At 66.0% G+C, this 14238-nt stretch carries 13 protein-coding genes; 7 read left to right on the top strand and 6 right to left on the bottom strand.

The annotated features are described in order from the left end of the window. The first annotated feature begins 92 nt into the window (after positions 1-92). Together egtD and F7R19_RS15480 are read left to right on the top strand one after the other, a co-directional pair. Positions 93-1223 carry an L-histidine N(alpha)-methyltransferase gene (gene egtD / locus F7R19_RS15485; RefSeq protein WP_150981159.1) on the top strand — a complete coding sequence of 377 codons (1131 nt, stop codon included), beginning with the start codon at positions 93-95 and terminating at the stop codon, positions 1221-1223. A 134-nt stretch (positions 1224-1357) separates the two neighbouring features. Further along, positions 1358-2614: an SUMF1/EgtB/PvdO family nonheme iron enzyme gene (locus tag F7R19_RS15480; RefSeq protein WP_150981158.1), complete on the top strand. Its 1257-nt coding sequence runs from the start codon at positions 1358-1360 to the stop codon at positions 2612-2614. Between the two features lie 198 nt (positions 2615-2812). On the opposite strand, the gene F7R19_RS15475 is transcribed toward F7R19_RS15480, so the two are convergent. The 5 genes from F7R19_RS15475 to F7R19_RS15450 form a co-directional block, all read right to left on the bottom strand. After that, positions 2813-4708 (bottom strand): DEAD/DEAH box helicase, encoded by a 1896-nt coding sequence (locus F7R19_RS15475; RefSeq protein ID WP_061958955.1) that lies wholly within the window; start codon positions 4706-4708, stop codon positions 2813-2815. Between the two features lie 850 nt (positions 4709-5558). Then, positions 5559-5774, bottom strand: a complete 216-nt coding sequence (locus tag F7R19_RS15465; protein WP_150981157.1) for a hypothetical protein — start codon at positions 5772-5774, stop codon at positions 5559-5561. 152 nt (positions 5775-5926) lie between these two features. Then, on the bottom strand, positions 5927-6199 hold the full coding sequence (locus F7R19_RS15460; RefSeq protein WP_061958956.1) for a hypothetical protein: 273 nt from the start codon (positions 6197-6199) through the stop codon (positions 5927-5929). Positions 6200-6288: 89 nt separating this feature from the next. Beyond that, positions 6289-6558: a hypothetical protein gene (locus F7R19_RS15455; RefSeq protein WP_150981156.1), complete on the bottom strand. Its 270-nt coding sequence runs from the start codon at positions 6556-6558 to the stop codon at positions 6289-6291. 67 nt (positions 6559-6625) lie between these two features. Then, positions 6626-6901 carry a hypothetical protein gene (locus tag F7R19_RS15450; protein ID WP_061958958.1) on the bottom strand — a complete coding sequence of 92 codons (276 nt, stop codon included), beginning with the start codon at positions 6899-6901 and terminating at the stop codon, positions 6626-6628. A 379-nt stretch (positions 6902-7280) separates the two neighbouring features. On the opposite strand from F7R19_RS15450, the gene F7R19_RS15445 reads away from it, so the two are divergent. After that, positions 7281-9425 carry a serine/threonine protein kinase gene (locus tag F7R19_RS15445; protein ID WP_150981155.1) on the top strand — a complete coding sequence of 715 codons (2145 nt, stop codon included), beginning with the start codon at positions 7281-7283 and terminating at the stop codon, positions 9423-9425. Between the two features lie 9 nt (positions 9426-9434). Here the strand turns inward: F7R19_RS15445 and F7R19_RS15440 are convergent, their stop codons facing one another. Next, positions 9435-10679 carry a formylglycine-generating enzyme family protein gene (locus tag F7R19_RS15440; RefSeq protein WP_150981154.1) on the bottom strand — a complete coding sequence of 415 codons (1245 nt, stop codon included), beginning with the start codon at positions 10677-10679 and terminating at the stop codon, positions 9435-9437. Positions 10680-10902: 223 nt separating this feature from the next. Here F7R19_RS15440 and F7R19_RS15435 point away from each other — a divergent pair, with 223 nt between their 5' ends. The 4 genes from F7R19_RS15435 to F7R19_RS15420 all read left to right on the top strand — a co-directional run bounded on the left by F7R19_RS15435 (position 10903) and on the right by F7R19_RS15420 (position 14181). Then, on the top strand, positions 10903-11331 hold the full coding sequence (locus F7R19_RS15435) for a DUF4399 domain-containing protein (RefSeq protein WP_150981153.1): 429 nt from the start codon (positions 10903-10905) through the stop codon (positions 11329-11331). A gap of 75 nt (positions 11332-11406) precedes the next feature. Further along, entirely contained in the window at positions 11407-11832 is a 426-nt protein-coding gene (locus tag F7R19_RS15430) for a DUF4399 domain-containing protein (protein WP_150981179.1), read from the top strand. Positions 11833-12182: 350 nt separating this feature from the next. Then, positions 12183-12452: a hypothetical protein gene (locus tag F7R19_RS15425; protein WP_061960215.1), complete on the top strand. Its 270-nt coding sequence runs from the start codon at positions 12183-12185 to the stop codon at positions 12450-12452. Positions 12453-12708: 256 nt separating this feature from the next. Continuing rightward, positions 12709-14181, top strand: a complete 1473-nt coding sequence (locus F7R19_RS15420) for an efflux transporter outer membrane subunit (protein WP_150981178.1) — start codon at positions 12709-12711, stop codon at positions 14179-14181. The last annotated feature ends 57 nt before the right edge of the window (positions 14182-14238 follow it).

Raw genomic sequence — 14238 nt, 5'->3', positions numbered from 1 at the left:
AGGCGTATGTCCCGGCCCAGCCGCCCGCTCCGTCGGCCGCGGATTTTGAGAGGGATTCACCGTAGTGCCCATCGACAAAACAAGGAAACGTCATGTCGGCCCTTACGACGCCCAATAAGACACCGCTGAATCAGTCCCGCCCCCAGGCCTCCGCCAACCACCACAACCACAATCACAACAATCACCATCCGGCCGACGACCGCACCGCCGAAGCGGCTGAAGCGGCCGCGCGCATCGTCGTCGGCAACGGCCCCGCGCGCCACGGCGCCGTGCCGCAGCCGGAATTCGTCCAGCAGTACCGGGAAGACAGCGGCGCCATGCGCGCCGAAACCGTTGCTGGCCTGAGTCGCCAACAGGCCAGCATCAGTCCGAAATTCTTCTACGACGTGCTCGGCTCGCGCCTGTTCGAGGCGATCACCGACCTGCCCGAGTACTACCCGACCCGCACCGAAGCGTCGATCTTCGCCGCCGCCGCGCCCGCCATCGCCGCGCGCGCGGGCAGCGGCTGCGTGCTGATCGACCTCGGCGCCGGCAATTGCGAAAAAGCCGCGCGCCTGTTCCCGACCCTGCAGCCGGCGCAATACGTGGCGGTCGATATCTCCGTCGAATTCCTGCGCGGCACGCTTTCCAGCCTGCAGCAGCAGAATCCGCAGATCCCCATGCTGGGGCTTGGCGCAGATCTGTGCGGCACGCTCGATTTGCCGACCAGCGTCCGGCGCGGGCGGCGGCTGTTCTTCTATCCGGGATCGAGCATCGGCAATTTCGCGCCGATCGACGCGCTGGCGCTGCTGCAGCGGCTGCGCGCAGCGGCCGGGCGTGGCGACGGCGTGCTGATCGGTGTCGATCTGTTCAAGGACGCCGACACGCTGGTGGCTGCCTATGACGATGCGCTGGGCGTGACGGCGGCGTTCAACCGCAACGTGCTGCGCAACGTGAACCGCATCGTCGGCAGCGATTTCGCGCTCGAAGACTGGCGTCATGCGGCGTCGTTCGACGCCCAGGCGTCGCGCATCCAGATGCATCTGCAGGCCGCGCGCGACGTGCAGGTGCGCTGGCCCGGCGGCGAACGCCGCTTCGCCGCGGGCGACACGATCCACACCGAGGATTCGCACAAATATCGCCCCGACGATTTCGCCATGCTGCTCGAGGCGGCCGGCTTCAGCGATCCGGTCAGCTGGACCGATCCGAACGGCTGGTTCGCGGTGTTCCACGCGCGCGCCTAGCGGCAAAGCCGCGGCGCCATCAGGGGATAAGGGGACGTGCCGGAGCCTTCGGCGTGCGAGTGTCATAATGCGCGCAGCCGGTGGGCGCCTTCTGCGCGTCCCCTGTCTTTCCATTCCTCTGTCAGGACCCTTCGATGAGCGGCTTCTCGATGCTTCCCGATCTTCACTTTACCGGCGGCAAGGCGGCCTGGCCCGACGCACGCCGGTTGCCGCGCGAGGGACTGGCGCAGGCGTTGGTGGAGTCGCGCAATCGCACCCTGGCATGGCTGGGCGCCTTCGGCCAGACCCGCAAGGGCTGGACCGTGCCGCGCCAGTACGATTGCAACCCGCCGCTGTGGACGCTCGGGCATGTCGCCTGGCACGCCGAATGGTGGTGTTTGCGCGGCGTGCGCCACCTGGAGCAGGGCGGCGTCCGCCTGCCGGTGGCCAGCGAGCCGTCGCTGCTCGACGGCGCCGACGAATGGTTCGATCCCGATCGCATCGGTCCCGACGAGCGCTGGGAAATCGCATTGCCCGATGTGGCTCGCGTGAAGCAGTACGCCACGCAAGTGCTCGACGGCTTGCTGCGCCGCATCGCGCTGCTGCCCGACGACGAAGATGCCACGCTGTATCCGTTCCGGCGCGCATTGCTGCACGAGGATGCGCAAGGCGAAACCATCGCCGCGCTTTTGCAGGCGCTGGATCTGGCGCCGGTCGAGCCCGCATCGATCGCCCCGTCGGTCTCGGCCGTGTCGGCGGGCACGCTGCATTTTCCGGGTGGCAATTTCACGCAGGGATGGAGCGAACCGGACGGTTTTGCATGGCCCGATGAATTCCCCGCGCAGAAGGTCTATGTCCCGGCGTTCGAAATGGACGCATCGCTGGTGACCAATGCGCAGTTTCTGGAATTCGTCGAGGACCGGGGCTATGAGCATCCCTCGTACTGGTCCACGGCAGGCCGCCAATGGCTGATGACGCAGGAACGGTCGGCGCCGCGCTACTGGTCGCGCCACGCCGTCACGCGCAGTTGGGTGGTGTCGCGCTTTGGCGCGCAGCGCACGCTCAATCCCGACGAACCGGTGCGTCACGTTACGCTGTTCGAGGCGCAGGCGTGGTGCGTCTGGGCCGGTCGCCGCCTGCCGCAGGAAGTGGAATGGGAGTTGGCCGCGACGCAGAATCGCGGACTGCAATGGGGTGCGCTGCGCGAGTGGACCGCCACTCCGTACGAGCCGTATCTCGGTTTCGCCGCCGAGCCGACCGACGTCGATATCGTCGGCCGCTTCGGCACGCACCAGGCGGTGCGCGCGGTGTCGTTCGCCAGCCCCGCGCGCCTGCGCCATGTGCGCGCACGCGCCGCGCTGCTGCCCGAGGACGACGTGTCGTTCGTCGGCTTCCGCAGCTGCGCCGTGTGAGGTTGAGGCGAGGCTTCCAAGCGGGCGATCAGTGATGCGCGGGCCGATTGGGCGCGCGTGAGACGATGCTCGGGCGACGGCCAGCGCCGCGCCAAGTCATCGGCGACGATGCTCGCAGGCGTGACCGGCGAAACAAACAGAAATGGCACCCGAAGGTGCCATTTTTTTACGTCCGCGCCAAAGTTTCAGCGCATTCGCTTAACGGTCGTAGCGCGAACGGCTGTTGCGCTGGCCGCCGAAGCCGCCGCGGTCGCCAAAGCTGCGTTCGCCGCCAAAGCCGCCACGATTGCCGTCGCGCGGTGCACCGTCGCGATTGCCGAAGCCGCGCGGTGCGGCTGCGTCACGCTGGGCGAAGTCACGGTTGCCATACGAACGCTGTTCGGCGCCGACGTTGCGGTCACCGAAGCTGCGCTGCTGGCCTTGACCCTGACCCTGGCCACGATAGCCGCCGTTGCCGCGATCGCCGAAGCCGCGTTGCTCGCCACGGTCGCCGAAGCCACGATTGGCATCGCCAAACGGGCGCGGGGCGCTGCGATCGCCAAAGCCGCCGCGATTGCCGTCGCCGAACTTGCGTTCGCCGCCGCCGGCGCTACGGTCGCCAAAGCTGCGCTCGCCGCCTTCGCGATTGCCGCGGTATCCGCCGCCGCCGCCGTTGCTGCCGCGATAGCCGCCGCCATTGCCGTTGCCACGGAAGCCGTCACGGCCGCCGCCCGGCTTGCCGCCGAAATTCGAACGCGGCTTGGGCGAACGACGCGGCTCCAGGCCTTCGATCACCGATGCGTCGATGCGATGGTTGGTAAAGCGCTCGATACGCCGCCACTGGAACATGTCGCCATGGTTCACCAGGTTGATGGCGATGCCCGAGCGGCCGGCACGACCGGTACGGCCGATACGGTGCACGTAGTCTTCCGCCTGCTTGGGCAGGTCGAAGTTCACCACGTGCGTGATATCGGGCACATCGATGCCGCGCGCGGCGACGTCGGTGGCCACCAGCACGCGCAGGTTGCCGCGGCGCAGCGCCGTCAGCGTGCGATTGCGCGCGCCCTGGGTCATGTCGCCGTGCAGTGCGCCGGCAGCGAAGCCGGTGTCCGACAGGCGTTCGGCCAGCGAATCGGCATCGCGCTTGGTGGCCGTGAACACGATGGCCTGCTTGAGCGACGAATCGCGCAGCAGGTGGTCGAGCAGGCGCTCCTTGTGCGACATGTCGTCGGTGAAGTGCAGGCGCTGTTCGATGTTGCTGTGGTCGGCGTGGGCCGCGGCGATCTCGATGCGTTGCGGATCGCGCAGCTGACGCGAGGCCAGCTGGCCGATGCGCGCGTCGAGCGTGGCCGAGAACATCAGCGTCTGGCGCGATGCCGGCGTGGCGGCGACGATGGCGTCGATGTCATCGGCAAAGCCCATGTCGAGCATGCGGTCGGCTTCGTCGAACACCAGCATGTCCAGCGCCGACAAATCGATCCGGCCGGCTTCGATGTGATCGAGCAGGCGGCCCGGCGTGGCGACCAGGATGTCCGGCATGCGCGACAGCATGGCGAGCTGCTTCGGATAGGGCATGCCGCCCAGGATGCTGGCGCACACGATGCGGCGCAGATGGCGGCCGTACTTGGCGGCCGCTTCGGTCACCTGCAGGGCCAATTCGCGCGTCGGCGTCAGCACCAGCAGCGCCGGCTGCGCGGCGGCCGGGCGGGGGCGCTTGCCCTTCATGCGCTTGGCCGGTTCGGTCGGGCGCTGGGTAGGCGGCTTTTCGCTGATGCGCTGGATCGCGGGCAGCATGAAAGCGGCGGTCTTGCCCGAGCCGGTCTGGCTCGACACCAGCAGGTCGCGGCGGGCCAGGAAGGCCGGGATGGCTTGCGCCTGAACCGGCGTCGGGGTGTTGTAGTTGGCTTCGGCCAGGGCGCGCAGGATGGCGGCGTCCAGGCCAAGTTTGGCGAAGCCGTTTTCTGGCGCCGGGGCCGCGGCGGCTGCCGGCGCTTCATCGGCGTGGAGCAGCGCGTCGAGCTTGTCGAGCGGGCTCACGGCAGCGGCGGTCGTGGCGGTGGCGTCAGTGGCGGAAGCAAAAGGCTGCTCCGCACGGAATTCTTCGTGCTGGGTCATGTCGTCGTGCGAAATAAAAATGCATGGCACCCCAGGGCAGATATGCGCGAAGGGGTGGGCGCAGTGCAAAGTCTTTAAAAAGGCTTCGGCGCCAATCGGTAGGCCGTACGACAGACTCAGCTGGCAATACGGCGGCAGGCAGGGGGGCGGCTGGTTATTGGTGCGACCAACCGAAAATCCCTGGCAGGCAAACAGCGCAAATGACTACAGGCTGTTCATCAGGATCGGAGACGAGGCTACGTCAGGTGAGCGGTGCGTTCTGGCCAGGCACCTGTCGGAAACATCGTGTGATGACAGAGGCAGGGAGCAGAGCTTGGGAGGTATGCGGATGCGCCATGGCGTGGATGCCGGGCGCGGTGCGGAACTCACAGTGCGAAACTCACGGCGCGCAGTATAGCAGAACCCTTAGGAATTTGCTGCACCGCGAAATGGGCGCAAACGTAATCGGATGTAAGGGGAAGGCAAGCGGAAAGCGCCTGGGCCGTCGCTTGATTGTCGGAGGTCCCTGCCTATACTCCAGACCACGGGCTTCGCGCCCGTACGGGGCGGACGATCAACGTCCCGCCGATCCTTCCTTCGGCAAGGATGGCTTGCCGCTCTTTTCCGGCATTGCGGTCATTGGACGCCACTGCCAGATTTCCTCCGACTGTCCGGGTGGTCCGGATGGGCGTCCGCGTCATGGGCGGAATCCAAGGGAAACCTGCTTGGCAAAGCAATGACCGGAATTTGCCGGCGATGCAGATCCAGGAAGTCCGGGCCCGTCCGCAACCAAAGCCCGCCAATGATCTGGCGGGCTTTTTCTTTGCGGCCTTGCTGTAATGACCGGCCATTGTCACGCGAGCGATGCGGATCACTCGCGGGTTGGCCGGCTCGCCCGTTCCTGCCCTGCAGCCTGTGATGTACCCGGAAAGCCCTGCGGATACTGGATCAGCCGTGTCAGCGACGAACCTCGGTACGCTTGCCAGCGATAGCTGCCGGCCAGCCTTGCGCCGCCCACGATGGCGAGCATGGCCTCGCGGTCGAGGTCGACGTTCTCGGACAAATCCTTGATGACGATGGATGCCATGGCGTTCTCCGGCGTGCGGGCCTTGCCTCGGCCGGCCGGTACGGCGCCGGTCGGGCTGCGCCGGGGCAGGCGCGGGCCCGCTTCAGTATAGGCAGCGATGCCGTTTCCCGCGTGGCGTGCGAGAGGCGGCATCGCATCCCGGCGTGCGTCGCTCAGACCACCGCCAGGTTGCCGCCCCATTGCGACGGATTCACGCCCAGCTGGACGTGGCCCAGACTGGCGCCAATGATCCGGTTGTTGTTGAACGCGGCCACGTTCACCTGCTGCAGCTGCTGCACGCTCTGGTTGACCGTGATGTTCACGTTGGCCAGCGGGCCGGTGTTGCCGACCTTGCTGAGCCAGTCGGTGCCGCCACGGATGGCGCACAGCGATTTGCGGTCGAGGTCCTTGCTGGCGGCAAGGTCGCGGACGATGATCGATGACATGGTGAGTCTCCTGGGTGCGGATGCCATGCGCGGCGCGCGGTGCGGCGCGCGACGCGCATCGGGTTCGGCGAGCTGAATCGGGTGCGCGATTACGCGTTGTTCTGCGCGTGCTGATTCGTGTACGCGTTGTTGGTCATATGGTCCTGGAAAGCCGACCCATTGGCGAAGTAGTTGCCCACCTGCTGCATTTGCTGGTTTTGCTGATCGATCTTGGTGTGCGAATCGAACGACAGCTTCACCGGTGCATATACGCTGGTCCACGGTGCGGCGATGATGCCGAGTCCGCCGCGCACGGCTTGCATGCCGGCGCGATCGAGGGTGGCGGTGGTGGTCAGGTCGAGGATGGTCAGGGTGCTCATGGCAGTCTCCTAGCGGCAAATCGGGTGTGATGCGGTTGGGGCGATGCGGGATATCGGCGAGCGCGGCTTACTTCGCGCCGTACACGTTGTTCTCTGCGTGCTGGTTCGTGTAGACGTTGTTGGTCATGTGGTCCTGGAACGCCGAGCCGTTGCCAAAGTAGTTTTCCACTTGCTGCATTTGCTGGTTCGACTGGTTGATCGTCGTGACCTTGTCCACCGACAGCTTGAACGGGCTGTACACGGTGGTGATCGGCAGAAAGGCGATGCCGCCGCGCACGGACTTCAGCGTCGTGGCGTCGAGGGTTTCGGTCGAGGACAGGTCCTTGATGGTCAGCGTGGTCATGTCAGTCTCCTTGGGAGGAAGGGTGAAGCGGGTTGGGTGATGAGCATCGGGTTGGTGTCGCGCTCGGTATCCCTATCGCAGCAAGCGTGCCAGCGCCGGTCCGCGCGCCGACGAAAAACGCGGACGCCTTGTGCCGTGCGGGTTTGCGGTGCGTGGGGTGGTTTAGCGCAATGCGCACCGAGCGCGATGCGCGGTGCGAAGTGGTGGTGTGGGGCCAACAGAATGCGGTGGGATGTCTGCGCGGAGGCGACGCTCGCGCGCGTGGCGCGCATCGATGCGGCATTGCGGATGACCGGAGTGCGCACTAGTATCCATCGAAGGCAATATGCCGTGACGCGGCGGTTCCGCCCGTTGTGCCATCACTCGTCGGATGCACCGGATGCCCAGCCTGACCGAACTCATTCGGAATTTCCAGCGCGGCAATTTGAGTCGCGACGAATTCCTCGCCTCGGTGGATCTGGCCCTCAAGGACGATCGCACCGACTCCACCCAGTTTGCGCGCGTGCTCACTGAAGAACACACGCGCTTTCCATTGCCTGCCGCCGTGTACGCGGAAGTCATGGACCGCATCGATTCGCACATGGCCACGCAGTTCGATCCGGGCGGCGATGTCGCCACCGAGGCGATCGGCCATGCGGGGCGCGACGCGCTGAGCGAAGAAACCCGTATCGAACCCGATCCCTCGGATCGCCCGGCACCGGGCGCGTCGGATCCGTCATCTGGCCCGGGCGGCAACACGGCCGGCACCGGCAGCCAGAGCGGGCTTTTCACCGGCGGGTATGTGCCATCGGGTCCCACCAAGGGCGTGGGCGATACATTGAACGGCCGCTTTGTGCTCGAAGAATGTCTTGGCGTGGGCGGCATGGGCACGGTGTACAAGGCGCTCGACCTGCGCAAGCTCGAAGCGTCGGACCGCAAGCCGTATATCGCCATCAAGGTGCTCAATCTGCAATTCAGCGGTCATCCGAAATCGCTGATCGCCCTCCAGCGCGAGGCGCGCAAGGCGCAGCAGCTGGCGCACCGGAACATCGTCACGGTCTACGACTTCGACCGCGACGGCCCGACGGTCTTCCTGACCATGGAATACCTGTCCGGCAAGTCGCTCAATCGCGTGCTGCGTGCGCCCGATTTTGCCGGGCTGCCGTATGCGAAGGCGATGCCGATCGTGATCGGCATGGGCAATGCGCTGGCCTACGCGCACGAGCGCGGCTTCGTCCATTGCGATTTCAAGCCGGCCAATGTGTTCCTGACCGATCGCGGCGAAGTGAAGGTGATCGATTTCGGCATCGCGCGCGGGTTCCAGCAGCCCACCGACGACGCGGACCAGACCGTGTTCGATCCCGGGTCGCTCGGCGGCATGACGCCGGCCTACGCCAGTCCGGAAATGTTCGAACACCGCGAGCCCGATCCGCGCGACGACATCTACGCGCTGGCGTGCGTCACCTACGAACTCCTGACCGGCAAGCATCCGTACGACCGGATGGCGTCGACCGAGGCGCGCGCCAGGAATATGAAGCCCGTGCCACCGTCGTCGCTGTCGCGCGGACAGTGGAAGGTCTTGCGTCAGGCGCTTTCGCTCGATCGCGCCACGCGCACGCCCACCGTCACGCGCTTCCTGGCAGGGCTCGGCGCGGAGCCGCAGCGCGGCGGCGCGCATGTGCCGGTAATCGTCGGCGGCGCCGTGGCGTTGCTGGCCATTGCCACCGGCGTCGGCTTCTATCTGTGGCGCAGCCCCGCCGCCGGCGATGCATCGAACGCATCGACCACGTCGACCGCATCGAGCGCATCGAACGGGCCGTCCGCACCGAATCCGGCCGCGCCCGCCGCCGCGCCGTCGCCGCCCTCCAACGTGCCGCTCAAGCCGGAAGCCGTGGCGCAGGTGCTGGCCGCCACGCCCTGCGCGCTGCTGACCGCCAGTGTCGACGGCAATACGCTGCAGGTCGATGGCTACGCGGCCGAAGCGGCGCTGGCGGGGCTGCGCGACAAGCTTCTCAAGGTGCCCGGCGTCAAGGCGCTGAAGCTCGACGCGCAGCCGCTGTCGCAGGACAAGTGCGATGTGGTGCGGACCGTGGCGCCGTACTGGTCGGGCAATCACAAGGCGGGCGAACAATCCGGCGCGAGACTGCGCACGCGCGGCGGCACGCAGTTGACCGAGGGTACGCCGCTGGTGCTGGACATCACCACGCCTGCGCATGAGTCGTATGTCTATGTCGATTACTTCGTGGCCGATGGCAAGGTGGCGCATCTGGTGCCCAGCCCGCGCGTGCAGGGCAATCAGGCGCCCGCCAGCTACACCGCGACGATTGGCGATGGCGGCGACTGGGTTGTCTCAAAGCCATTCGGCACGGAACTGGTCGTGCTGCTGACTACGCCGGCGCCACTGTTCGGCACGCGCCGGCCCGAGTTCGAATCGCGCCAGGACTATCTGCACGCGCTGGAAAAGCCGCTCGCGCAAATGGCCAGCAAGTATGGCCGCGGACAGATCAGCGCGGACCTCGTGCAGATTGCGACGCGCGCGAAATGACTATCTGGACTATTTGGCTTCGCGCACCACGCGGAAGCCGTTCTGCGATTGCCGCACGCTGGTGCTGTACTTGAAGCGCGTGGACGACACCATGTAGCTCGCGCCTTCGCGCCACGATCCGCCGCGTATGACGCGCGCGGTACACGTGGGCTCGTCCCACGCGCGGCCATCGGTGGGCGCGTTCTTGTACGAGCTGTGCCAGCAATCGGCCACCCATTCCCACACGCCGCCGTTCATGTCGTGCAGCCCGTACGGATTGGCGGCGAACGAGCCGACATTGGCCGGCGCCGCATCGCTCCACGGATCGCCGCAGTCCTTGCAGTTGGCGTTGCCGCGCGCCATCCGGTCGCCCCACCAGTACGCCGTGCCGGTGCCGCCGCGCGCCGCGTATTCCCACTCGGCTTCGGTCGGCAGGCGATAGGTCTTGCCGGTGGTCTTGGACAGCCATGCCACGTACAGTTGCGCGTCGTCCCAGCTGATGTCGCGCGCGGGTGCGGTCTTGGCGTCCGGCGAATTGGTGGCGATGCGCGGGCAGGCGTTGGCATCGACGCAGGCGTTCCATTGTTCCGATGTGACCTCGTACTTGCCGATGGCGAACGGGCGCGCAATCGTGACGTGATGCGGCGGCCGTTCGGCCGGATCGCTGGTGTTGCTGCCCATCGTGAAGCTGCCGGGATTCAGGCTGATCATCGCCGGGCATTGCGGACAATCGCGCGCTTCCACGCCTTTCGCTTCGGCGCCCCCGGCCTTGGCCGATGGCGGCGCGTCCTTGCCTTCGGTCGCATAGGTGACCGTGCCCTGCGAGATCGCGCCACCAGCGCGCGAACGCGGTTGCGGGGTGTTGCCCGGCGATGGGGACGCTGGCGCGGCAGCGGTGGCCGACGGTGTCGATGCGGCGCGCGGCGCGGATGCATCCGGCGCCTTCGATGCCGTGCGCGTGTCGGTCTTTGTTTCGGGCCGCGCAACCGGAGCGGACGCCGGTGCGGCGGCGCGCAGGCGTTCCACGCGCGCCTTGGCCAGCGCGGCGAAGCGTCCATTCGGATATTGCTTCAGGTACGCCTCGTAGTCGCCCGCGTCGCTGCTGTTCTTGATCGAATCCCAGAACGAGAGTTCGTATTGCTCGTCGCTATTCTTGGGCAGGATGCCGGCGTGCGCCGCCGACACGAGCCACTGCCCCGGCCGCGGCACGCCGCTGCCGCCGATGTGCAGCGCGCCGATCCCCAGCAGCGACACGACTATGATCTTCCGCCACATATTCAGCCCCCTTCGGATCGGCGCAGCGCGGTGTGGAGTTGCCGTGACGTGGTACCGGCCGTTTCACAATAGCACAGCGATTGTGGCGCGAAAGTTCGCTTTTTAAGCGCTGGCGACCTACGCTGTAGGACACATCGCCGGGCGCATCAAAAAACGTCGACCAAGAATCCGCTCATCGCGCGGGGAACCGTGTGCAGCGGACAGTTCTCCGGGAGGAGCCGCCATGTCCAGACGATTCCTGCTCCGCGCGCTGGCGGGCGCAATGCTCGCCGCGTGGTCCAGCTTCGCCATTCCGCTGACGCCCGCGCCCAAGGGCGCCGAGGTCTACATCATCTGGCCCGGCGACGGCGCCGTGATCGATGGCGGCAAGCTCTGGGTGCGCATGGGCCTCAAAGGCATGGGCGTGTGTCCCAAGGGCGTCGAGCGATCCAATTGCGGGCACCACCATCTACTGATCGACACCGACCTGCCGCCGCCGGACAAGGAAATCCCGAACGATCGCAATCACCTGCACTTTGGTGCCGGTGAAACCGATGCGCGCATCGAACTTCCGCCCGGCAAGCACACGCTGCAACTGCTGCTGGGCGACAGCAAGCACGTGCCGTTCGATCCGCCGATTTACTCGAAGAAGATCACCATCACCGTGCGCTAGCGCATCAGCGTGAGCGGGAGAGAAGCCATGTCCAAGCCAGTCTCCGTGGTGACGCTGCTGCTGTTTGCGGCGGCCATGCTCCACTTCGGCGTTGCGCGCGGCGCGGATGCGTCGGCGCCCGCTGCCAGCGCGGCCAGCGGTCCCACGCCCGCGCCGAAGAACGCCTATCTGTACATCGGCTATCCGAACAACAATCAGACGCTGCCGGCCGGCAAGCCGATCAAGGTGTGGTTCGGCCTGCGCAACATGGGTGTGGCGCCCAAGGACGTCAAGTTTCCGAATACGGGCCACCACCATCTGCTGATCGATACGGACTTGCCGCCGCTGGACAAGGAAATTCCGAACGACCGCAACCACCTGCACTTCGGCGCGGGCGAAACGGAAACCACGATCGAACTGCCGCCCGGCAAGCACACGCTGCAACTGCTGATGGGCGACGAGAAGCACATGCCAACCAATCCTCCGATTTATTCGAAGAAAATCACCATTTACGTAAGGTGAAAGGCGGTGGCCAGGTGATACGTCACGATGCGGACTCGGAGCAAAAATGGCGGGGCGGTCCGCCAGTCTCCGGCACGGCGCGCAGCGATGCGCGCCGTTTTTTTTGAGTGTTGCCGTGGGACCGACAGAACAACGCGCCAGCTGTACGCCAGCATCCAACACCTCGCCGCGCCGTGCCGACGCGCGGTGCGTTGGGATTTCGCTGCAATGCCTTGCGCCGCAACGGATTGCGCGTTCTGGCAGCGGTTGGTTACGACGCTGGCACGCTTGCTGCGATAGGGATATCGAGCGCGACACCAACCCGATGCTCATCACCTAACCGCTTCACCCTTCCTCCCAAGGAGACTGACATGACCACGCTGACCATCAAGGACCTGTCCTCGACCGAAACCCTCGACGCCACGACGCTGAAGTCCGTACGCGGCGGCCTGGCGGTGTTTGCGCCGCGCACCTCGATCTTCACGCCGGTGAGCCTGTCGTTCGACTCGCACAAGACGATCACGCAATCGAACCAGCAAATGCAGCAAGTGGAAAACTACTTCGCCAACGGCTCGGCGTTCCAGGATCACATGACCAACAACGTGTACACCAACCAGAGCGCGCGGAACAACGCCTACTGAACACAGAGCGCGGCAACGGCGTCCGTCGCTATCGCATCACGCGCGACGCCGTATGCCGCTCGGGGAGCTTGTCGCCGGGGACACCTCCGCCCCGGCATTTTTTTGTCCGCGATTTCGGTTGCGCGCGCGTGCCGGGCTTGGCGTCCACGCGCCGCCGCACCACAATACAGATCGAATGCCAGGACGTGCTGCCACGGTCCGCTGGCGTTTCGCGCAGGAAGCCATCGTGACTGATTCCGCCCTCACTTCGCGCCGTATGCCGCCGTGGCTTGGCGCTGTCATCTGCGTGTCGATGCTGGCCGGTTGCGCCGATTTTCGACCACCCGAATACAAGCGTCCCGATACCCCGGCAAAGGCGGCGTGGACGCGCAACGAGTCGGTGAGCGTGTCGCCCGGCGAAACCATCGTGCCCAACTGGTGGCAAGGCTTTGGCGATCCGTATCTGGACCAACTGGTGGCCAAGGCGATGAGCGGCAATTACGACATCAAGGTGCTTGCCGCACGCATTCGCGTGGCCAACGCACAGATCGCCGAGGTGCGCGCGGGCGCGCTGCCGGTGTTCGATGTCGGCGCGGGGCTCGATGTGTCCAAGACCACGGGGCAGGCGGTTTCTCGCACCTATAACCTCGGCGCCACGGTCAACTGGGACATCGACATCTGGGGCAAGGTCGAAAAGGGCGTGCAGGCGCAGACCGCCGAATTCCGCGCCACCGAAGCCGACTGGCGCGCCGGCTACCTCTCGCTGGCGTCCGATGTATCGATCACGTACTTCACGATCCTGCTGCTCGACGAACAGATCGACCAGCAGCGCCATACGCTGGCGCGCAACAACGACATCCTGACCACCTACAAGGCGATGCTGGCCAACGGCCTGCTGCCGCAGATCCGCGTGATGCAGCAGCAGGCGGAAATCAATCGCCTGACGAAGGACCTGATCGAACTGCGCAGATCGCGCGATGTGGCGGAAAACGCGCTGGCTACGCTGGTCGGCGTGCCGGCTGGCGAACTCAAGGTGCCGCCGGGACGCCTGCAGCAGCGCGTGAAGTTGCCGGTGGTGCCGGCAGGCCTGCCGTCGCAACTGTTGGCGCGCCGGCCCGATATCGTCGCGGCCGAATACCGCGTGCTGGCGGCCTATGACCTCGTCGGCCAGGCGCGTCTGGCGCAGCTGCCCAGCATCAGCCTCACCGCGCGCGGCGGCACCGCCAGTTTCGCGTTGTCGGACCTGATGAAATCGTTCACGTTCGGCTTCATGCCGAGCATCAACCTGCCGATGCTCGATCCCAGCGTACGGGCGCGTGTGAAGACCACGGAAGCCAACGTCGGCGTGGTCGAGAACGAATACGGGCGCACTGTGATGACCGCCTTCGAGGAAGTGGAGAGTGCGTTGGTCAATGTCGATGCGCACAAGAAGCAGCGCATCGAGTTGCAGCAGCAGGTCGATCAGTTGCGCGTGGTGGGCGCGCAGATCGAGGCGCAGGCGCGCGAAGGCATTGCGTCGCAACTGGAAGTGTTCGAATCCGAACGCTCGCTGCTGACCGCGCAACAGGCGTTGTTGGCCGTGCACCAACAAATCCTGACCGATACCGTCACGCTCTACAAGGCGCTGGGCGGTGGATGGTCCGAGGTCGATGTCCGTCACGGCGCGCCAAACGCGATGGCCGACACCGCCATGCCCGCTGCCGATGCAACGCGCTCGGGCAATCCGGAGCCGCGCAAGGCGGCGCGTTAGCCGCAACGGCGCGCAAAACGTTTCAACGTTGAAACCCGCCTGCGCCGTACGCACGCA

The organism is Cupriavidus pauculus, assembly GCF_008801835.1.
Taxonomy (GTDB): Bacteria; Pseudomonadota; Gammaproteobacteria; order Burkholderiales; family Burkholderiaceae; genus Cupriavidus; species Cupriavidus pauculus.
Note: the sequence above shows the minus strand (reverse complement) of the source record. Positions and strands in the feature narration are given on the sequence as shown.